At 63.2% G+C, this 24,636-nt stretch carries 1 protein-coding gene (cut by a window edge); it reads left to right on the top strand.

Annotated elements, in window-relative coordinates; translation table 11 throughout:
• On the top strand, nt 1–24,636 hold the 3' portion of the coding sequence (locus ABH933_RS11250) for a C2 family cysteine protease (RefSeq protein ID WP_429416887.1). Its footprint begins 16,614 nt before the window's first position; 24,636 of the gene's 41,250 nt are visible here — the last part of the coding sequence; its start codon lies off the left edge, out of view; the stop codon is at nt 24,634–24,636.

Below are 24,636 nucleotides of genomic sequence, written 5' to 3'. Positions count from 1 at the left end.
CCGAGCTCCCACACCAAGTCCGCCACCGCAGTGGCTCTGTCCCATCTCCGTCTCCACAAGATCGATACCGAACCCGCCCCGGAATTTGCCACCGAAGACACCCCCGCCCCGCGCGTTGTCGCTCGCACCACACCCCGCATCTACGGGTTCGACCCGTCGGTCCCGCCGGAACTCCGCCGGACTCTCGACATCATCATCGAGTCGCCCGCGGCCGAGAATCCCCAGAACGCCGACCTGGAGGCGAACCGCCACGGCGCCGACGCAGTACCCAACGACGTGCAGACCCTGCTGTCCGTCGACAACTGGGTGCCCACGCTTCCGTTCGTGACCTACGACTTCGACGCCGCGAAAGAATTCGGCCAGGCGCTGCTGGCCGTGGACCCCTCGCTGCAGACCAACGACAAGACTCGCACGTCCGAGGGCATGAATACCCGCCTGAACACGCTGATCGCCAGCGACCGTCACACCCCCTTGGCGCCCGAGGCCACGGCCCCCTTCCTCAACGTCGAGGCGGCCAGCGACGACGACATGCCCCGGCCGCAGCCGCACACTCGGGGCACTACGGTCACCGGTACCAGCGTGTGGGTGCGCCTGTACTCACCCCGCGCCGAGGACGACACGACCTCGATCATCGCCGACCGCTTCGAATTCTCGAACGACAGCTTCCAATCCCAGGAGAGCAAATCCACCACCGTCGCTCCGACCTTCACCCCGTCCGGCCCCACTTCCGCCGACGGCGACCAGCGCGGCGGCATCTCCGGCTTCCCCCTCGGCGGTGAGAGCGCCAGCAAAGGCGGGGCCGGCGGAACCGGCAGCGTCCGGCGCACCCTCTGGCGCCAGAACGCACCGCACGACGGGCACCGCCTGCGGGCCGTGGCCCTCATCGAGGTCCGCGGCCCCAAGGGCACCGTCTGGCTCACCAGCGACGTCGTCGGCCAGTTCCAGGAGACGCCGCCGGCGCGGGCAAACGTCCTACCCGTCGCCTCCGAGAGCGAACAGAAGCCTGCCGTCACCGAACCCAGACCAACCGACCCTCAGTCCCCGGCGGAGGCCCCGAACACGCCGGACCATCCGTCCTCGAGCCGGCAACCAACGGCGCACCCACCCGCCCGGCCCTGGAGCGAGTTCGGGGAGTTGCTCGGCACCTACCGGGAGCCCACCAAGCGCTCGTTCGGGAAGTCCAACGTGGCCTCCACCGTCGCGTTGCTGGGCGACGAGTCCGGCGCACGGTACCTCTGGCTGCCGTCGACCGGTGAGCTCAAGGCCGTCGTCGATGGCAACCCGGTCACCAAGACCATGCAGCAGGTCCTGGACAGTCCCGAGATCACCGTCGTCCGCACCCCCGACCACACCGATACCACCGACCACACCGGCGCCACCCCAAGCACCGGCACCGAGTCGATCAGCGCCGAGCAGTCCGACGACGACCTGGGAAATCACCCCTTCCATCCGGGCACCGCGACCCCCTCGTCCACGAACACCGTCCGTTTCACGTTCCTGCGCGACGAAGACTCGGAATCGGCCTACTCCGAACCAGCCACTTCCACCGGCCCTGTGATCCAGCCTCTCCGCCTGAGTAGCGTCCGGGCCGCGCTGCGCCTCCACAAAGAGATCGCGGACGATAGCTCGGTATACAGCACCGAATCCAAGGAACTGCCAACCCAACCGGCCATCGATCAGCCCGAGGGCGGGGGCAGCCGGATCGGCCGCACGGATTCACCGCAGCGTCGACGCCGGATTATCCGCTGGTGGGACGAGGAGCCCTCGAGGTCCGTGACGGACCAGCGGGCGTTCCCCCTGCAACCCACCGACACGTCGCGAAGCACGGATCCCCGTTTGTCCGGCGCCTCCAGCATCATGTCCCGGCGAACCGAACCGGCCGTGCACGACGGCACCGCCCAACACGCGACCGTCACGAACCAGCAACGTTCCACCGCAACCACAGCCGACTGCCTCGTCGACACGCTCACCGCCATCGCCGACGACCTGCCCGGCGCTCCGATCCGCGTACCGCAACAACCCGCGTCCCTGCCCGGCCGCTCACTACCGGAGCTAGTGGAGGCGGCCGGCGGCGAACTCCACGGCTACCCCGACGTCCACCGGATCGCCATGCAACTCGACCTCCTCGGCCCCGGGGCACAGGCACTCGTCGTCGCCGTCCACCACACCCCCAACGCCAACGGCATCGGCGCACACGCCTACCGCATGATCGTCAGCCCGACCGGCCTCGTCCTCGTCCACGACACCGCCGACCCCACCCACATCTTCCCCGGACAACGCACCGCAGCCAGCGTCCACGCAGTCCTCTACACCGCCACCGGCAGGATCAGCCGCCCCGCCCTCCTCCGCGATGAAGACATCCCCGCATTCCCACCAGACACCCGCATCGGCGCACTCGCGGATCCGACCGGCGATGACACCGCATCGTCGAGATCGGATACGTCGAATATCGACGACCAGGAGTCCTCCTGGCCTGTGTGGAATGCTCCCTATCGGCCGCGCAGTATCACTTCGATGTACTCGAACGCCGACGAATCTGCGGCGGCTGAGCATTCCGTGATAGGAACCAGCGAGGTGGCGGAGGCAGCCGCTACCGGGTCCGGCACGGTCGGTCCTGACGGGTATCTAACCTTTCCCAATAGAGCGCAGGCTGCGAATTACGCGGCGGCGAATTTGGACAGCATATACTTCGGCTTGTCGGAAAGTCAGCGCGAAGTGGTCAAGTGGTATACCTCGAACCCGGTATTGAATGATCTGCTGGAGATGGATATCGCTGAACTTCGAAAGCTCATCGACGCAATGCCGAGAGATGATGAGTACGCGCGCGCTCTCGCCAAATTTAGGCTGAGCAATCGGCGTCCGAGTATTGCAATGCTCACAGCATTCGTAGGTGCTCCGTTCATTGATGAGACCACCGGAGCAGCTATAGATCATGTATTGAGGTCAGCGGAACACGAGAATGGCTTCGCGGCGCTCGAGTACAACGCCACGTTGCACCGTAAAATACGGGATGAAATGCGGGAGTCGCCGACGTGGGACGCGCTCGAGCGATGGCTTCAGGAATTGGATGAAGCAACCGAGCGCGTTCTCCCGCATCCGATAGTAGTAATTCGTGGGCAAAATCACTTCGATGCTCTGCATGATGTTGCCGATAACAGCATGGCCGGTCGCGTTTTCTCCTCGGAATCGGACCCGATACGTGAATACAGCGATTCTTTGAGGGATACCGTACAGCGGAAGGTCAGCTATATGTCGACCTCCATCGATCCGACGCATATGACCGTGGGCAATTTTTGGTACAAATATCGGTTCGAATTGAGACTTCCGCAGGGCACGAGGGGGATTTGGGCCCAGGCGGAGACCTATGTCGACGCGGAGTATGAAATTCTGCTGCCGCGTGATACGGAATATCGAATCACCGCCGTCGACGACTCTCACACAAGTCCCACCATCTACGCGGAGGTTGTACCCCAACAGCCGCACGATCCGCAGGCGCGGGACAGCAAGATCTCCCGTGCCCGATTGTCCAACCCGGGCACTTCGGAAGAGAATTCCCCCGAACCGCTCCAGCCTGTAGCTCGCTGGCAAGAGGTGAAGGCCTCCTGCGACTCGATGATTTCCATCCTCGCTGGTGGTGATCATGCAACCGCCGTCTCGGTTGACCGCAACGAACGGTTGCGGGATATGATTCGCGGTCTGCACCCCTCTTCTGAAACCTCGCGCGCTGAAGCCGATAGCCTGCTGCAGGAGGCGGCCGAAGCCTGGGACATGAGGTTCGCTGTTGTACGCCCCGACGACTATCCGATGGTCGCAGGACCGGCGGAACGCCCCATCATCCTCCTGTACACCGACACCCGTAATGACAAGGTGTTTTTCGCCACCGGAACCGGCGAACTTCCGGATAAATCTGTACTGGACGTGATTGAAGGCGATTTCAGCGTTTACAGCGCATACGATTTCGCTGCGGGCGCGCCCGTCGAGCCGGGCGGATCCTCCGTACTGGCTTCGGATGACGACGCGGCAGCGCCGCAGCCGGCTGCCGACGCGAATAACGCGGAGACAATGGGGGATCCGTTCCAGCAGGGATTCGCGATCTCGTGGGATGCAGTACCGGAGACCGTCGCCGTGGAGCAGGAGGCGCTGGTCGAGATGCCTGCCGCAGTGGTGACGATCCCGGCCGGCGGCATCGAAATCGCCGCCGACGGTGAGTTCGATGCCGTCTCGCTGCCGGCCGGGGCTCGCGTCGCCGTGAAGTGGGACCGCACCGGGCCGGGTCGGCTGTTGGTGGATCCCGCGCCGCGGGCCGTCACGGGACCCGGCTACGTTCCCGTGGACGCCAGCACGCTCGCGAGCGTCATGCCGGAGGTAGTGCGGGTGCAAGGCCCGTTGTTCGGACCCGAAGGGCCAGACCCGAAGGACGTGCGGCAGGGCGCGGTCGGAACCTGCTACCTGCACGCTGTCCTCCTCGATCTGGCGGTGAACCATCCGGACTGGCTCACGGGCGCGGCGGACGAGACGGAGAGGGGCACCTACAGGGTGCGGTTCTTCGATCAGCAAGGGAATGCGAGCTGGGAGGAGGTGGATGGGCGTCTTTACGCCGTCAACGGCCAGGTGGCGTACGCCGCCGCGCACGAACCGGATCCTGTGTTGTGGGGCCCGATCATAGAGAAGGCGGCGGCACAGCACTTTGGCCGTTCGGCTGGATATGCGGGCATTGAGGGTGGCCACGAAGACCTGATCGCGCAGGCGCTACGGCCCCCGGTGCAACCGCGCAACGAGCGCGGCATGCCGATGGAGCGGTCCGTTAGTGACGTCACCCCCGCACATCCGATGACGATGGGCCGCGACTTCCTCGCGGACCTGCTCGGCAGTGACGAGGCCGCGCGCGAGGTGCTGAGTCTCGAAAGCCAATGGCGTGAGAGCATTCCTTCGGGTGACGGCTACGTCTGGGACGACCAGACCCGCGCGTGGATCAAGACTCGCATGCCGGGACCCAGCAGAGGTCGGGCACTGCTCAGGGCCGACGGATTTCTCGCGTTCGTGTTGGAACACCTGGGCGAGACGAAGACCGAGCAACTGGCCGAGCCGCTGACCCGGTTGCGTGAATACATGGAGGCGTGGGAGTCACCGAACCCATTGCCGAACCCGGTGATGTCCCACTGGATGGGTGACCGGATCCGGTACGCGATCAGCCAAGGGGACACGGTGACCGTCACTGCCCACGGCAGGCCGGGCAGGCAGCTCATCGCGAACCACGCCTACGCAGTGGGAAGTTTTACCACCGGCCCGGACGGCCACCTCGCAGCACTGCACCTGTTAGACCCGTACGGTGGCGAAATCGCGCTCGACGCTGTGCATTTCAACGAGATTTCGACGGTATCCACCACCGGGATGGGGACTTGGGCCCTGCACGGCGTCGATAAGACGGTCTTCCGTCGCTCGAATGTTGCCGGTTCGACCCAACCCCAGAACCGGTCTACTGAGGTGGCACCGCCCGTAGTCACCGAAACTGCGTCGGAGTTGCGGGCGCGGGATGCGCAGTTGGCCAAGGCGATCGGGTTGCATAATGCGGATGGGTGGATGGCCAAGGCGAAGGGTCTTGGGGATCCGGGTCCGCGGTTGAATGTGGTGCGCGGGCTTCGTGCTCACCTGTTTGGGGAGGTTCCGGCTGACGAGGGCCGGGAGATCCGGCAGTTGACCACGGTTCGACGGTTGGTGGACATCCTGCATTCGCAGCAGATAGCCGACCGTTCGGTGGAGGTGACAGTGGTTCATGTCAACGATCTGCTGACCGAATTCGGCGCGAATACCCTGCATGAACCGCACGGTGAACACCGATCGCTGCTGCTCGATGTGCTCGACAAGTGGGAGTCGACGGAGCCGGTCTCCTTCGAGCAGCTCCGAAACAGCTACTTGAAGTATCTGTACCGGGCTATCGGAATCGTTGATGATCGTGCGATAACGATTGCGGGAATGAGAGCGGAGCTGACGGGTTTCGTGGCCCGGGCAGAATACGGGCGTGCCCGTGAGCTTGTCGCCGCGCTGGCGGGTGATCGGCTCGAGCAGTTCCATGCCGCCATGGCGGCGCACCTGCAACAGGAGCTGGCCGGTAACCATCCGGACCTGGTGATGCCGGATTATTGGAACGAATTTCTCGAACAGCAGTACGGTAAGGATTTCGAGCCCGCGGTGGCACAGGCCGACCCGACGGTGTTCGCGGGTACCACAATCCCGATTCCGCCGCGGATGACCGAGCTTCCGCCCCAAACAGCCGATGCCCCGAAGTTGGCGAGTGTGCCGATAAGACCTGGCACGAAGTACGCCGAACTGCAACCCGCTCGGCGTGAGGAATTGCGGATTGTCGTCGGTCCGGGAGGCTTGCTGTATCGGGCTGTCGACGGTGGTCTTTTCGATACCACCTGGGATGCGAAAATGGGAGGGCTGGATGGGGATCCCGGGGAGTGGCAGAAAACTCAGGATCCCCGCAACCGACGCGCGCATATGGCGATCGACGTATACGGAAACATGTATGCGATCACCGTGAGAGAAAGAAGGAAACGCGATCGTGAACAGATCACGATCGCATCGATGCTCGCCGGTTCCCGGGCCGCGGCCGCGGCAATAGTTGAGGTCCATGCAGGGGTGCTCACCGTCATGCTTGATTGGCGTAACGAGTATGCGACCACCTCTCATCTGAACGCGAAGGCACTCGATTACCTGAATTCGCAACCCTATGAGCTCGAGGGTCGCAAAGATGTTCAGGATTTGATTATTGTCAAGGAAACATCGTCAGAGTTGGGTTGGGCCGGCCAACATCGGGATGCTCGTGCAATCGATCCAGATGTGTTCAAGGGTCCACTGGTGTTCGAGGATTCTCTCGTGCCCGAGTGGACACCTGAGCTCGAGGGGAAACCTTCTGATCTCGAGGATCTAGGTGCGCCCGAGGATCGACCCGTGCCGAAGATTACCGGCCCGATTCCGCTTGCTGCGCGCGGTGCACTGAGCGATTCGGTGGTGACACGCGATTACCAGGGTTCCCGATTCGAGCTGCCGGCGAGACTGCCGGTCAATCTGCAGGATGAGAACCTGAACCAGCGCAACCGACTCGCAAACTTCGATGTGCAGACGGACACCGGCAAATGGCTCGAGCCGCTTCCAGGCGGCCTTCTGCGATATAGCAATAGTTCGAAGCGGCGATTCGATCAGTCCGGAGACATGCTGCGCTTTGTGACTGGAGCGAATGGAACCGGTTGGGTTTCAGCGCGCCGGTTGGCCGCGTGCGGATATAACGAGGATCCGGAAACCGGGCGTCTTGTCCTCGTCCTCACCCTCGGCGGCCCGGGCGGTCTGCGGCTGCAGGTCAACGATCTGGTGTCTGTCGAGCCGGATCCCGCCGATGCGCAGGCGGTGCGGTTACAGCGCAACGGTGAACGCTCGGTGTCGGTGTCGGTGTCGGTGCCGGTGCAGAAGGCTGCGAGGTTCGGCTTGCGTCCGGTGCGGAGGCTGACCGGATTGTTGTTCGGCGCCGATGGTGTTCCGAGGGTCGAGGACCTGGCGATGCTGGACTGTCCGGCGGTCGACGGGGTGGATTTGCTGCACTCGCCGCGCCCGGTGGTGGATGCTCTGGACTTGCTGCGCTCTCCGCACTTGGCATTGAGTGCGGCTGTGGTGCAGCTGCGTAACCTTCTCACCGATGATCCGGGTGCTGTCGAGTCGATGATCCGGATGGTTCCCGCCAGTCGTGGCGAGGTGTTCGAGGTGCTGTTGAGTGTGGCCGGTCGGCCGCAGTGGGTGCGAGTCAACCGTTCCACTGATTTGCCGTTGACCACCGAGCAGGGGCCGATCTGGCCTGCTCTGGTCCTCGCGGCGCATGCCATCGCGCAAGAGGATGATCTGGCGCACCAAAACCGCCAGGCCCGGCGCGACCGGGAATATGACGTGACAACGGGCACCTGGGTCCCTGTTGCTAAGGCTGGAACCGAGCGTTCAGCGTTGCACGAGAAGGTCAATCGGTGGCTGAGTGATGCTCCCGCGGGGGCGGGTGCGGTGGTGGACGGGCGAGACGTGGTGGCCCCGCTGACTGTCGAGAATCTCAGGCGGCACGATCCCACGATCATCAACGAGAATGTCGACCCATTGGATCGCACGGACCGCACCCCGGCGATAGCTCCGGCGATAGCTCCGGCTCCGATGGACGAGCCGGACGCGGCCTCGCGTGTCCCGACAGCAGCAGTTCATATCCCGCAGGGCGGGTTCACGTTCACCTCGGCCTCGGGCCGCAGGCGGGTGAGCCTTGCCGGTGGGACGGTGGTCGCGGTTCGTCTGGACGAACGCACGGCAGATCAGGTGTGGGTCCGTGAACCCGCCACCGGGAACGCCGAGGCAAGGTGGCATGCGGTCGGCAGGAGCGCTCTCGCCGGTCTCAGGGTGCCGAGCCTGGTGCGAGCTACCGGCGACCTGTTCGATGGCTCCGGAATGCCCAATATCTGGGATGCGTTGCAGGGCAAGGTCGGCGACTGCTATTTGATGGCCGATCTCATCGGTTTGGCGGCGCAGCATCCGGAGTGGATTGTCGACATGATCCGACCCTCCGACGACGGCTTCGAAGTGCGGTTTATGGAGCCGGTTAGTGACGGGCGGGTGACGCTGCCGACTGGTGAGGTGGTGTTCGGGGAGCCGGTTCGTCGCGAGGTGTGGATTCCGGTGGACCGGAGGTTCTACGCCTATGACGGCAAGATCGCGTATGCGGCGCATAGGCCGGGGTGGCCGTTGTGGCCGGCGGTGATCGAGAAGGCGTGGGCGATATACCGCGGTAAGGAACGGGGATATGCCGGGATCACGGGCGGCATGTCCGGGCAGGTTGCAGCGGCGTTGTGGCCGGCGGGCGGAGCGCGGTCGATGCGCGGGATGGACGAATCGACTTTCGCCCATCCGATGACGCTGGGTCCGGATATTTTGGCGGAATTGGTTGGGAGCGTGGAGATCGCGCAGGAGGTGTTGAAGCTCGAGGAGCAATGGCGTTCCTGGACGGAACGCTTTATTGATCCAGAGGACTGGAAAAAGAGGAATGCGGAGGGCAGGGTAGCGAACCTCGGTCGGTTTACAAACACCCCTGCCTGGACATCGGACGGTTTCGATGAATTCCTTATGTCGACTTTAGGTATCGCAAAATATCTGCAATTGAAGCGGCCGCTGAATAAGTTGCTGAACGAGATGAAGAAGTGGGAGTCCGCCGAACCATTGGTCGATTCGGTGTTGACTCAGTGGATGCTGGACCGAATCGACTTTCTGCTGGAACACGGCGATACGGTCGTTCTGAGCACCCGCGAACTTTCAGGAGGGGCGGGAAGACACCCTCACACCGGACTGGTAGATCGGCACGCCCATATGGTGTCGAGTGTTATAAAAGACAAGGCCGGACGTGTGACGGGGGTGCGCCTGCTCGACCCGCATGGGCGGCACCCTAACCAATTGTCCCGGGAGGGGGTCGAAGTACCAGCGAAGCACCTCAATCAGTTCGCGTTCATGTCGTCGGCAGGTCCGGGCACCCGGTTCGTGCACGGCTGGAACCGTGAGTTGATATTTGTTGGCCCGGTGCAGAGTGAGAACACGTCATCTGAACCCACCTTCAGCGCCGGCGTCGAGATGGATTCTGTGTACTCGGACGACGAGGCGAGCGCGGGCGACCACGGTTCGGTGTACTCGGATACGGTAGATCCTCCGAGCATGGGAAATACCGGGGCGCCGGTGCCGGCTCCGATGGTTTCCAACCCATTGTTGAAGCGGCAGTTGGGGCGTGGTGCGAACGCGAAGGACGGTGCTTACCGTCAGCTGTCCGACGAGGAGCAAGAGTCGTTCCGTGTAGTGGTGGGGCCCGATGGTTTGCTGTATCGAGCTGTCGATGGTGAATTGTTCGACACTGTGTCGGGTCCGCCGGGGAGTGCTCGGCGTGCGGTTATGGTGATGGACCAGCATGGGAACATTTTCGCGGTTGCCGAGTCCAATCATAATGGCAATCGGATTTCGCACGCGTCGTTATTGGATGGTGGTCCTGCAATGGCGGCGGCCGAGATCGAGGTTCGTGCGGGTGTCTTGGAGATTTTGTCGGATCGAGGCGGTGAGTATGTCGCCGGTCGAGGATTCAATGATGCGGCGGTGCGTTATCTGCGCGATCAGGACAATAAGTTGGTATTGGGTCAAAATTTCCGGCTGTTGCGTCCGAGGCGGTTGCGGAGCGGGCCCGGTAGCGTGGAGTATGAAAGAACTCCCGAGTTTGTGGTCGAGCGCCTTCGGGACGGTGCCCGGGATCCTCTTGACACCCTGCTTGATCGTGATTATAGCGATGGACCGGAACTTTTCGACCAGCAGCACACAGACACTGAGTCCGCCGTGGCCCAAGATATTCGGCCGGTGTTCGTAGGCACTAAAGAGCGGGTGCCGGACCGACTGGACGCCAAAACCCTGAAATTCGCCGGGGTGGCACCTGAGCCTGGTCCGGCCGGACGGTCGCTCACGCCCGCTGAGCGTGAGAAGTTCCGGATCGTGGTGGGGCCGCGTGGTTTGTTGTGGCGGTCTGATGGTGGACTTTTCGATACCAGGTGGGGTACCGGAGCAGATTCAATTGCCCCGGAGGGCTGGAACCCGCACGCTGTCCTGGTGATGGACGTGTACGGCAACATGTATGCGGTTCCTGACCATTTGCGGATAACTCACGTGCAGCTTATCGGTGGTGCTTCTGTTGCCGCGGCTGCGCTGATTCAGGTTCATGCGGGCGTGCTCATGGGCATGGAGGACGCGGATGATGAGCATTATGAGCAGGTGTCCGATGTGAACGATGCGGCACTCGATTACCTGTTCGGTGATTCGAATAAATTGATAGTCGCCCAAGATTTTCAGCAGACAGGATTGATCGAGGTCGAGAATTCGTCGGGTGATCTCGAGTGGGCAGAAGTGGTTCGGAATCCGAATCGTGCGATAAATGCGTATATGCCTGGCCCCGTCGATTTAGGGCCAGTTTCTGTGGCCCCGAGTGGTGCGACGAGCGAGTCGGTGATCTACCCCACTCGGGTGAATCATCGAATTGCGGAGCCGGATAAACTGATTATCACGAATGAAAACCGATTGCTGACACCATTTGCAGATGGTATTCTGAACCTTCCGTACGGGCTCAACTTGACACCGGACGGTAACGGATCGACGGCTGTCTTTGTGAATGGAGAGAATGGGAGTGGCTGGGTTTCCATTGTCAAGCTCTGGTTGTCCGGATATCACATAGACCCGGTTAATCGACGTTTGTTCTTGAAGGAGCCCGCACCCGGCGTGGATCCGTCTGCGCTCGACTGGATTTTTGTCGAACCAGACATCACTGATAACACGAGGATTATAGCGAACCGCGCCGGTGAGAATTCGATTTCGATATCGAAGTCCGAGGCTCGGAAGTTGAACCTTCCCATTGTGTCGAGGGCCGCCGGACCCCTGTTCGGGCCCACCGGCAGGGCTGTGCTGGAGGATACGTACATCCTGAATGGTCTGTTTGATCAGGATGAGGATATTGCGCTTGTTGCTCAGCTCAAGCGACTCGCTGCCGATCCGGGAGCCATCGAGCGGATGGTGCGGCCTGTCGAGCCGCGGGCCGGTGGTGATCCCGCCGACACCGCTGATCTGTTCGAGGTATTGCTGATGGTTGACGATCGACCGCAGTGGGTGCGGGTCGATCGTTTCACTCGTCTGCCTTATCAACAATTTGACACGTTAAGTCCGATTTGGCCCGCCCTTATTGTCGAAGCACACGCCGCTTCGTTGAGAATGGGTAATTCGGAAGCAACCCCGCGCCTCCCGGCGGCGGAGGTGAGAACCCCTGCGGCGGGGATCGAATTCCAGTCGGACGGCGCGACAGTGCGCATTGCTGGACACGAGAGGATTGCAGTCCGTAGGCACGACACCGAACCCGGCCAGATTTTGGTACACGCGCCCGCGAGCGGGAGCGCCAATCCGGTGTGGCACTCGGTGCCCGAGGCGGAACTCGAGCGTCAGGGTATGCGGGTACCCACGCTTCACGAAGTCTCTAACGATCTGTTTGTGGGTGATCCACATTGGCGAGATGTGGAGCAGGGTATTTCTGGAACGTGTTATCTGCTCGCCCCACTCATTTCTTTGGCGCAGGAGAATCCGAAATGGATTCGCGACATGATTCACGTTCGTCCCTCGGACGGTAATTTCGAGGTGCGGTTCACGAAGCTGGACGGCAGCGTGGTGTGGATCCCGGTGGATAGGCGATTCTACGCTTATGACGGGAAGATGGCTTATGCCGCGAATGAGCCAGGTCAGCCGTTGTGGCCGGCGGTGATCGAGAAGGCCTGGGCGATGTACCACGGCGGGGAGCAGGGCTATGCCGGTGCCCGCGGCGGACATCCGCGGGATACCGCAATTGCGTTGCGGCCGCCAGAGGTGCTGGGCACTGCGGGGCGAGTGCAGCCGACGCGTGGCGTACAGGACAAGACTTTCGCGCATCCGATGATGTTGAGTCCGGATGCGCTAGCCGAGTTGGTCGGAAGCCTGGAGCTAGCGAAGACGGTGTTGGGCCTCGGGGGGGAATGGCGTGCATGGATGGAGGACTGGGCGCACCCTGATAAGTGGAAAAAGGCGCAGGAGGAATGGAAGAGGATATCCAGCCTCGGAATGCCTTTGGCCGAGGAGAAGGCGGAATATTTCCAGTGGTTGAGCAACCGCGATGCCCGGACGTCGGTCGGCTTCGGCACATTCCTGAGGGAGACGCTGGGGGTCGTCAGGCATAAACAACTGGATCGGAGACTGAGGCCGATGCTGTTGGAGATGGAGAAGTGGGAATCTGCCGCCCCATTGTCTGACTCGGTGATTACCCGGTGGGTGCTGAAGCGAATCGGGTATCTGTTGGATCGCGGCGACACGGTGATCCTGAGTACCCGCCGTCTAGCGGGGGCGACGCGGCACCCCGACACCCACCTGTCCCATAAGCACGCCTACGCGGTGTCGAGTGTTATGAAAGACGCGTCCGGACATGTGACGGGCGTGCGCCTGATCGATCCGAACGGGCAGCGACTCAACCATCGATTCGGGGACCCGATCGAGGTATCGGCGAAGCACTTGAACCAGTTCAGGGCCTTGTCGTCGGTAGGTGCGGGTACTCAGGCCGTGCACGCCGGGATACAGGGCGTGGCAACGTCGTCGGTGGCGCTGCCGACCAGTGAACCTATGGACGAGTCATCCGATGACGAGGAGGCGTATCCGGTGGCCGACGGCCATTGGATCGCGGCGGAGGAGCCCGCCGCAATGACAACGCCGCCCGCAGCCGCTACCCCCATGCAGCCTGTGGCCGCGAACCTGCTGGCACCGGATTCCGGTGAGGACCTCGGCCTGGAGAAACTGTTCGAGAAGGAGGCGAAAGAGGCGAATCTGCTGTTCGCCGATAAAATCGGATTAGGTTGGCTGTTCGGGCGGCCAGAGAAAGATCCGAACGAGGAGTCTCTCCGTCCCGACCCGCGGGCGAATCTGACGGCACCGCCGGCAACATTTCTCGGCCGCCCGAAAGACGTGCCGATCCCGGTGAAGGTCAACGGTTCGGCGTTGACGGTGGTCCTGTCCAACGGTACGTGGTTCGACTTCGAGGCCGGAGTCGGACATTGGTTCCGAGCGACCGCTGACGGGCATTATTTCTTGGACCTGCCCGACGGTGGTCGCTATTGGATTCACGACTCATGGCTGCGCGACCTGATGATCACCGGCAATTCGGTCGATGCGGCCGGTGTTTGGCACCAACTGAGCTGGGCCGGCAGCAACGGCGGGTTGCGCTTCTGGGATGCCGTCACCGGAACCCCGCAGCAGATCCGGGGTGGAACGACCATGCTGGGGCTGACGCGGCCTGACGGCACGGTGGCCCTGGGTGATCCGGCTAATCCGCACCGCCGTTGGAAAGAAGTCTCTGGCGGGGTAGGCAGTCTACGCACACCTTGGTATGAGGATCGTCGTACGAGCCCGTTGTACAACGATGGCAAACCGTCGCCGGATGACGTAGCACAGGGCGCTATCAGCGATTGCTACCTTATGGCTGTACTAAAGAATATGGCTACTCATAATCCCGGCGCGATTACCGACATGATCCATGACTACAAGGATGGAACAGTCGGTGTTCGGTTCTTCGATGGCGACGAGCTGTTCTGGGTTCGGGTAAGCATGGAAATCTATGTGGATCCCGCGACCGGTAACGGCTACTACGCCGGACATACGCCCGGACGCCCGTTGTGGGCTGCACTGATCGAGAAGGCTTACGCCGTGGCGTTCGGCGACGGTCGCGGCTATCACGCTATAGATGTGCTCGGATTTCCCGGCATTGTTGCAAGCCGTCTCGGTAAAAGCTTCTATCGAGCCGAGAGGGGTTGGCGTGACCAGGTGTCCGATTATGTCGATGACAGCCTCTTCCTGCATCCACTTCGGTTGGATCTGGATACTCTGCATGACCAATTCGGCTTGAAAGACGCTCGAGGTAGGAGTCTCGATCCCGGCAAGGTCTTTGCGCGGAAACTGCTGGCTGCCATGGAAAAACGGGAACAACTTCTTCAGGGCACCTTGCAACGCTTCCGGCAAGAATACGGGAAAAATAGATCCGGACGAGATGCTGTGTGGCATCCGTTTTTGGCGGCCCATGAGTTCGACAGCCCCGGTGGTATGGCGAAGTTGCTGTGGGAAACGTTCCATCGCGATGGTGTCAATGAATCGGTCGCCGAACGCCTACGGGTTTTTAAATATATGACAGACATGTTCCGTCGCGAGACGCACCTCAGAAACATGGCGGACTATTCTGTGATTGCCCGTCACGTTGCCAAACGGATCGAATACGCGCTTTCGCGTGGCAATAAGGTGATGCTGGGCACTCATGCATTTGGTGGCGGTATCGAGAACCAGAATTTGGTCCCGGGTTTGGTGGGCACTCACGCCTATTCCGTGATCGGCGTCGAATCTGATGTCGATGGGAACCCTGCTCGGATAGTTCTGGAGAATCCGTGGTCGCACAATCCGAATGTTCCGGTTACCGCTCCGGGGGTCGACTACCGCCATACGCGCGGTCCTGTGAAAGAAGATGACAATGTTAAATCGGCACGTCGAGGTCCGAGTGTAGTCGCGGTCGGTATCGAACACCTTGCGAAATTCGCCGGACTCACTGTCGAAGGTCCATCGGCTCCTAATGTTCAAGGCGGCATCGTGCTTGCCGGGCAGACGGGATATACGGCCGCGCAGCAGGGAAATGCATCCGGCGAGGCGGCCGGGATGACATCGGCTGCGTCGGATGAAGGCGATTCGGATCCGGTCGGCGGTTCGCTGGAGGTCAGCGAGGACGAGTCGGAGGATGATGACGCCGAACTCGCGGATGCGTTGCGCGGCGGCGATTTCGGCCCGCTGATCGAGGCGTCGTCGTTCGCGGCTACCACCCACCTGCCGTTGCACGAACAGCCTGCGCCGTACGTGGTCTCGGATCGCGCGCCGTTGCCGGAGCTGCTTCCGGCGGCGCCGCAGCCGCTGACCACCTTCGACGCGTGGGACGAGGGACTGGCCCTGGTCGCCGAGCACGGGCAGGTGATCGAGCTCTTCGGCGAGGGGGAGTTGCGCCCGGTCGTCGAGAATGGTGGCTTGGTCGAGGTCGAACATCACTGTGTGACATCCGCTGGCGAGACGTTCGTGGACGGGACCTATACGGTGCGCAGCGAGTTGCTGGCGGAACTCGAGGCGACCGGCACCGGGTACCGCGCCGGCCGCACGGGAATCCTGTTCGTGCACAACGGTGATGGCGAGCAATCGGTCGAGCACATTCCCGGCGGCATCCAGTTGCGTGGGCGAGAAGTGGTGGGTGAGAACGGCGTTGCCCAGATCCGGTTCGGCGCAAGGGACAGCTATTACACGCTGCCCGCGCAGTATGCGGCCGGTCTGAACATGCCGGTGCTGACCGAGCGGGCGGGACCGCTGATCGCCGGGAACATGGTGCGATTCCAGGACGTGCACCAGAGAGGCTCGGGCTCTTGTTATTTCCTCGCGCCATTGATGGGCATCGCCGACCGGTGGCCGAGCCTGGTGCAGCAGATGTTCCACGAGTACGGCGGCGGCTCTGTCGCGATGCGGCTGTACCGGCCCGTGCGCGAGGGGGCCGAGCTCAGGGTGCCCACCTGGTTGCGCACCGACCTCCGTCTCTACACGGCCCGGGATCGCGTCACGGGGTCGGATGACACCGTCTACACCGCCCATCAACCGGGCGACCCACTATGGGCCGCTCTGGCGGAGAAGTTCCTGGCGCTCGGCGGCGAGGGCTACGGCAAAATTGGTCGTGGCGGACGTCCCGAGATGATATTGCGGTCGTTGTTGCCGCCCGTCGTGCGTACGCCGACCGGCCGGGCGCGCCTGCACATCGCGATGCACTCCGGCCTCTTCCGTCCGAACCGTATGCCGGTCGCGACGCTGACCGCGCTTTTCGGGAACGAGGAGTTCGCGAAGTGGCTCGCGAAACAAGAGTTCGTGTTCGACGGCGACACCGAGGAAATGGTGCTGCCCGAGCTCACGCCGGATCAGCTCACGCAGTGGGCCGGCCCGCTCGAGCGACTGGCGTCCTACTTGGCAGACACCTATGCGCTGAACGAGCACCGGATGAGGCAGATGGCGCCCGCGTTCGCGGCCCAGGTAGTCCTGGCGGGCATCCGGGCGGCCCTGGCGCCGAACAATATGCTGACGCTGAGCACCCCGAATCTTTCCGGCATCGAGGCTGAGAACACCGATCTGGTGCCGGGCCTGGTAATGGGCCACGCGTACGCATTGCGGGGTATCGATGCAGCCGGCTGGTTACAGCTGGCCAACCCGTGGGGTGCGCATCCCGAGGGCGTCACCCCGGTTCGGGGAATCGAGTTCCTCGCTGATGGCGTGATTCGCCTGCATCCGCAGCATTTGAACAAGTTCCACGACTTGACGGTGGTCGGCTATCGGCCCGATGCGGAACCCGCACCGGGCCCGAGCACCATGCGGCCTCCGTCCAAGCGGACCCGCGACGAGGATTCCCCCGGGCCGGATGCACACACGATGAGAAAGTCCGGCCGCGTGCGTCCGCAGGCGACGGACGGCAGCATCCCGGCACCGGAATCCGTGGTGACCGCAACCGCTCCGGCATCCGAATCTGAGCCGGATTTCTTCACCCCGGGGCAAATCGCCGCCACGACGGCACCGAACGAAACCACGCCCGGCAATGCGATCAACAACTGCGGGCCGCTCGCGCTGGCCGAACTCATCCGCCGCACCCCCGGCACCGTCGCGAAGCTACCCGCCCACATGGTCGGCCTCAGGGGTATGAGCGCCGAGGAACTTCAGAACGCCGCCCGCGGGCCACTGCAACCCTTCACCGATCACGCCGGCATCGCCGACCATCTGCTCACCCTCGGTCACGGTGCCACCGCGCTTGTGGTCGATACCTATCGTGGTCGGACCGATCACTACGGCGTCGGCGCTCACGCCTATCTGATGGCCAATGAGCACGGTGCGATCAGCGTGATCGACCCGGCAACTGGGCAGAAAATACCGCAGACGTCGCACGCTCCGGCGAATATCCACACGATTCACGCGGCCTTGTACACGCCCGCCGGCGCCGCGCACACTGCCGAGAACAGCACCGACGGCCCGCTCCCCATTGTGCGCATCGGGGCACCGCATGACGATCTTCATATCGAGCGGTACGGCTTGCAATACTTCCTGTCGAAGTTCCGCGGTGCCGAATATCCGGCAGGCACGCGGGTGGATATCCGGATATCTGATCGGCATATACGCTTGCTCTTCAACGATGACAGTGGCGTAGCGTGGTCCGACGTCAACGGATCGTCTGCTACCGAATCGGATCTGCGTGACGTCGAAGATTTCTGGAGCGATCTGCAGGGTGCTATCGCGCCGACAGAAATCGCGACAGGGCGGGTCGAGGTAGTTCAGCCGGGCTTTACCGATTCCGTCTCGAACAACGTGTTGGACGTTGATCTTTTGTCGCAATCGTTGACAGAAAACTACTTCGTCACCGGAACGGAAATACGCTTCGGTGTCGGTGAGTTCAACAGCATCGCAGTGGTCCGTAAAGATGGAAGGCTCGATCTCGTGACGTGGCGCAACGGGGTTCGCCTCGAGCCGAGCGTCGTCACCCGGGCACAGCTGATGGGTATAGCCGGTTCGGTCGGGTTCGTCGAAGTCGTATTTCCTACGCCGGAATCGTGGCACCGTGTGTACGACGGGGAGGACGCCCTTTTCGGCACCCTCGCTCATATTCTCAAGACCGGCGACCTGGTCGAATTGCGGCGCAAGGTTGCCGACTTCATCGAAGCTAATCGGGACGCTCTCGTGCCGCATATCGCGACGCTCGACATCGATCATGAACTGAGGAACCTGCCGGAAAGTTCGGATCCCGCTCAGCTCCAGTCGCTGCAGTCGCGACAACATTCACTCCTCGATGCGGAGATACTCGCTCTACGCAGTGAGTCCGGAGTGACCGGCGGCCTGCTGCGTCGGCGCGTCGATATACCGTTCTCCCTGTATGCGGCGGTCACGTACAGGGCTATGGGCATCATCCTTTTGAATCCGGATCAGAAGAGAATTCCCTTCGGCATAACCGACACGCGGCCGGGCGTCTTCCTCCGTCGTGCGGAGGACGGCGGTTACGAGGTCGGGGTCGCGGCGGACGGCACGCTGTTCTCGGTGATAACGCCCGAGGTGTGGTCGAATGCGCCGCGGTCCCTGCCTGCGGCGGAGGAGATACCCGAGGCGCTTACCGAGGTACTTACCCGCGGTCCGGAACCGCTGCTCGACGGTGCCGCCATGATTATGCAGTACCTCGCCGAAAGGCGTCCGATAGCGCCGAGGACGACGCTTCCGCGACCGGCGAGTGTACCGGATTTCTCGCAGTCCACGATAGTGCACTACTACACCCCGACCCACTATATGGACAAAGACGAACGTGAAGCCCATCGGCGGTTCGTAGGGTCGGACGGGAGACTGTACAACGCCAAGGACGGCAGTCTCTTGAATACGAGGAATGGTGTCGAACATATCTTCGTCATGGATGAGTTCGGCAACCTCTACTCGGCCGATAAGGTTCCCGGTCTTATCCAGCACTCCTCCTTCCTCGGTGGTCGCACCGTGTGCGCGGCAGGGCTCTTCAGCGTCACGGACGGAATCCTCTCGCGGATGCTGGACGGCAGCGGGCACTACCGTCCGGATGCGCAGATGAACGACTACGCCCTTTCCTTCCTCAGGTATCAGGGGCTGCAACTCGCCCCAGGCTTCCGTCGCATGTACATGGGCCAGGACGGCAGCGTGAAGGTGAACTCCACGCAGCGCGAGAAAGAGGCGCAAAGGTCGGCATTGAAACGCGCAAGACGTATTCGCGCAGGACAAGTCTTGCCCATTCTACCGTCCAAGGTGTACAGAACCGATCGATCATATGATCATCTCACGTGGGACAGCTTCCCGGTCGGGACGACTATCGACTTCCAAGACGCCGAGTACCGGACAACGTACACCGTGCTGGCAGATCGCGCCTTCGAAGTCGTCGATCGCAGTGTGGAGAATTCTGCTGACGAAGGACTTACATATAACTCGGGCATCAATGGCCTGCGGGAGGCGATCGCCGAACGCAAAATCACCTCGGTCATAGTCACACCGTCGCAAGTCCCGCCCGCAACTCCTGCTGTCGCGGAATCGCCGCTCGAGCTGACCGACCTCGCCACCGCCCTGCCCGCTGTCGACGACGATTCGACCGCCACCCACTCCGTCAACAACTGCGTACAGCTGGCCCTGCAACAACTCGTTGATATGACGAAAAGCTCCACAGTGACCGTGCCCGTGCCGAACGGCAGCTTGAACGGCACGGACAGGGTGGAGCTCGAGGCAGCCGCGGGCGGCACGCTTCAGCAGTATGCCGACCACAACGCGATCGCCGATCAACTGCGTCGGCTTGGCGACGGGTCACTGGCACTCGTCGTCGACGAACACACCGGCCCGGTCGACCGGCACGGCGTCGGTGCACACGCCTATCTGCTCGTCAACGAAGACGGCGCAATTCTGCGAATAGACCCGACGACGGGCATCGACGCCCCGCTGCCGCTGCACACTCCCGAGAACGTTCGCTCCACACACGCCATCCTTTACACCGCGAACGGTCAGTCACACGACGTCGCCATCGCCGACGAGGCCACCCTGCCGAACACCCTCGACGTCCGCATCGGTGTCAACAACACCACCGGCGAGGAATCGTCGTCGGATGAGGACTCGGGCGGCGAAGTGTCCGGGGATAAGTCGTCGTCGGATGAGTCGGACGAGGACGATATCTCCACGACCGGATCGGGCGCGTGGGCACTGCATGGTAAGGATAAGGTTCCCGACGGCGGATGGATGGCGGGCGGCGATAGTGAGGATGCCGATCGGCTGGGCGGAACGAGGCCGCTGAATGTGCTGAAGCAGGGTTTCGAATGGCAAGACGGCAATGGCAGCGCGGTAACTCGCGAATGGGTGCGGGAAGTTCGGCCGACTGGTGCTTTGTTCACCCGGGACAACCAGATTATTCAACCGTACCGTGGCCGTATCTTCAGGCGCCTCGGGGAAGTTGCTGAGCATCGGAAGCATTTCGTATCAAACGGAAAGGTGAAGTTCTATTGCCTGGTGAAGGGGGCAGCTAATACGCCGGCGTATGTACCTGAAGAGGCATTGAATCGGGTTGGCTATAGGCCGGGCACAGCAACCGAGGCGGGAGGTACCGTCCCTATTTACGTGCGCTCCGATATCACGTCCGTGACGGTGCCGGGACTACCCGGTGAATCCGTGACATTCCGTGTTGGTGACCGAATTACCGTCGAACCCCGCGCCCGTCTCCGCGGTGCGATCCTGTTGCGTCGCCAAGACGGCGAATCAGTGTGGGTCGACCCGCGCGCAGCCGCGGAATTGGGAGTGCGGCATCCGAGAGTGCTCGACGGCCCCCTGTGGGGGAGATCCTCTCCGACAAGGCAAGATCTGATCAACGACCTGTCGGCGCTGCCGCGGTCGGTCGCCTCGGAACTTCGAGAGATTATCGGTAGCAACCTGGCCGTGGTCGGTCAGATGCTGCGAATGAACCGCGGCGACGGTGCCGATGGTGCGGAAACGCAGGCCATCTGGGCCGTGCCGATCGACGAGAACGGCGTCGAGCGTCGACAATTCCGTAGTGTCGAGGTTCGCGTCGATGGACCCGGCGGACAGCGATGGGTATCGGTGGACTGTCTCACCGATCTGCCCTACACGAGCGGGCAGCCGATCTGGGCCCACATGATCATCGAGGCGAACCGGGCTGTCCGGGCGAATACCGAAGTCCCGGGGGCGGCGCCGGAGAATGCGCCGGTGCGGGAGCTTTCGCGGCAGGGTGAGGCAACGGGAATACTCGAAGACGAGCGAAATCGGCTCGAGGTCGACGAGGGCGCACCGCTGGCGGGCGATCCGGAGTCGACCCCGGTGCTGATGCCGGGGGCCGCTTGGCGCGATGCTGTGCACGAGCAGTTGGGGCTCGCGGGCGCGGAGAGTCCCACGCCAGGTGACATCTGGGCATGGCTGGCAGAACGCGGCGACCGGATGCTTCTCCTTGGCCGTCACGGCCGTCACTGGGCCACCGCGTACTCGGGCCCTGACGGCGAGTTCCGGCTGGTCGGCTCCGGATCCGTGCGTGTCGAATTGGGTGCCGGCCAGATCCAGACGCTCATCGATAAATACGGGCTCACGGAAGCCGCGTTCGGTCATGCGCCGGACGACCGCTACGAGCCCTGGTACCGGGTGTCGCCGGCCGGACCGGATCTGACGATCGCCACGGGGGTGGGTCCGAAGGCGGTGGCCACGAGCCGCGGCTTGGGCGTCCGCTTTCCCTCCTCGGGCGGCGCACCGATCGTGGTCACCGGTTTCGCCGATGGCGGCATGGCAGCCGTCGAACGAATCGAGCTGGGGAGGCTCGGGTTCTCGGTAATTCGCGGGAACGGCAGCCTGGAGCATATCGACGAGGCGACGGCGGTCGGTCGTGGCGACAGGCTGGTGCGGCCGCAAGCCGGCCCGCGGTTCCCGGTCGAGGGGGGAGGGAGTTATCTGGTCCGGCCGGGCGCTCGCGAAGGTTTGCTGGTGGTCGAGCACCGTGGGCAGTCGTGGACGGTTACCCGGGAAGCGGCCGAACGCGCCGGTTTGGTGCGCCCGGATATCCTGGCGCGCTGGAGGTTCGCCGATCGGGGAACAGAAGAGACCTGGCCGCATGACGGACCGGCCCGGACGGTGTCGGCAGTCGACGCGGCCGGCCCGACGGGCGAGCAGGAATCGCCCGGGTTCCGTCCGCCGGGACCGGTAGGCGTCTGGGAGCTGCAGCCCGGGCAGGGGAACGATCGTGTGTCGCGTGCGCTGACACGAGTCATGGATATCGCCATCCAGTACGGGCAGGGGACGGCGACCGCGATGGTGCAGGCGGATCAGGGTGGGGTGGCATCAGCGGGGAATCACCAGTCGGCCGACGGATCGCTGTCTGCGGCAGCGCGGACGCTTGGACTGAATCTGGACGTCTATTTCCCCGACGGAACGATGCGGCAGTTGCGTTTCGGTGGGCCGAGACAGCCGGTGGGCGCTCTGTACCGGTCCGTCGACGGCGCCGTCTGGGTGGCGGTTCCCACCGATCAGAATGCTGCCGTCGAGTTCGCGTCGGGCGATGCGGCGATCGCCGAGCACGAGATTCATATCGGTGCCGACGGCCGGTGGTACGACCGCTCCGGTCCGCTGGAATCCGAGTGGGGTGCGCTGGGCCGCACCGGTTCCGAACACGAATGGGAACCGAGACCGGCGGATTCTCGGTGGCTGAATGTGGTGGTTACCGAAAACGGTCGCACCTTCCGGGTGCCGGCCGGTATCCGTCCCGAGGCATGGGCGCGCGAAAGGTTCGGTCATCATGTGGCAGTCGCGGGCGTACAGATCGAAGTCCACGACGGCAGGATCGCCGCCGTGATCGACCAGTTCAATGGGCGTGTGAGACCGCAGGCGCAAGCTGACCGGGCGCTGGCACTCTGGATTTCGAACGGGCTCGTACTCGGTAACGACTTCCATCTACTGGAGCAGGACCCGGACCTGGTCGGCGGCTACCAGGAGCGGTCGGGTGATCCGATGCCCGCCGTGCCGCGGTTCGGTCCGCGGCCGTTCGTGCCCGAGTCGCCGGTACCTGCCGGCGAGCCGTACCGTCCGTTCTTCGTGCCGCCGACCGGGACTGTGCCCCGGCGGACGGAGTGGGCACAGCCGCTGCTGCGGTACACCGGGGATGAGGCCGTCGTCGTGGCCGCGGACGGCACCCGGCTCGTCGTCGCCGCGGGTAACCGGCTGCTGACCGTGGTCAAGGTGGAATATGCCGGGCCGCACGGGCTCCCGTCCCGGGTGCTGGTGGAGGGCGAAGCTCGCACCACTGCATGGGTCACCCCGGCCGAGCTGGGGGAAGCGGGATTCGTGGTGCCCAGTGAGGACAGTTTCATACTGGCCGACGCCTTGGATACCGTGGATACCGTGGATACCGGCGACGAGTTCGTGCGTTTCGCGCGCAAGAAGTTCCGCTTCGCCAATCACCGGCTCGATTGGCAGCAGGATGCGGTGGCGGAAGTGACCGGCGTAGCCCGGCGCCAGGACGGCGAGGTGGACTTCGTCGAGGTCGAGCAGAAGAAGCACCGTCGACGGGTGACGTTGGCGGAGCTGCGCGCCGAGGGTTTCGTGGCAGCCGCCGACGGCAGTTTCGCTCGTCCCGATTCGCTCGGTATTCTCTGGCCTGGCGACGTGCTCATGCACGCGCGGCGCGTAGGGGATGGTCAATCCGCCCCGCTGTATCTGATCCACGGCAGGCAGTACGAGGTGACGTCGGGTCGCGACGGCAACGTGCTGGTCGTAGACGCGGATCACGATGAGTGGATGATAAGCGCCGAGCAGGCCACGGAGGCTGGGCTGCACCCGCCGGTCGAGCTGCGCGGCCCGCTCTGGGATCCGGCGACCGGCCCGCGTCCCGGCGACGTCCCCGAAAACCTGGGTGATCCCGACCTGACCCGGATCCTGGTGGAGTACGCCACTCGGAACCCGGCCGGGCTCAGTCGGATGTTCACGTCGATCAGCGCCGATAGACGCGAAATCCTCCAAGCCATCGAGGAGAGCGATGAGGCCCTGTTCGCCCTGGCCGATGCGGGGCAAGACGCGGATCCGACGGCCGGCCACTACACGATCCTGCTCGATATAGACAATGGCCCGATCGGGTTCGTGGCCGGCCGGGACGTGTATCCGGCAGCGGGTCCGGTGCCCGGCCCCGATCGGCCCATCTGGCCGTGGCTGCTCGCGAGCGTGTATCGCCATGCGCTGCACGAAGAGAACTCGGCCGCCGAGGAGGAGTTCGCCAGTCGGCGCGGGTTCGTCGAATGGTGGAACGAGGGCGCGACCGGCGATGCCGGCGAGACACCGGCCGATGGTTCGCAGCCGGGCCCGAGCAACCGCGCGCGCAGGCCGCGCAGCGTCACCAGCATCGACGGTCCCGACAACAAACGGCGGCGCACCGATGATGAGGACGGCGAGCAGCGGTAA

Source organism: Nocardia sp. GP40, from assembly GCF_050434125.1.
GTDB classification, from domain to species: domain Bacteria; phylum Actinomycetota; class Actinomycetes; order Mycobacteriales; family Mycobacteriaceae; genus Nocardia; species Nocardia albiluteola.
Note: the sequence above shows the minus strand (reverse complement) of the source record. Positions and strands in the feature narration are given on the sequence as shown.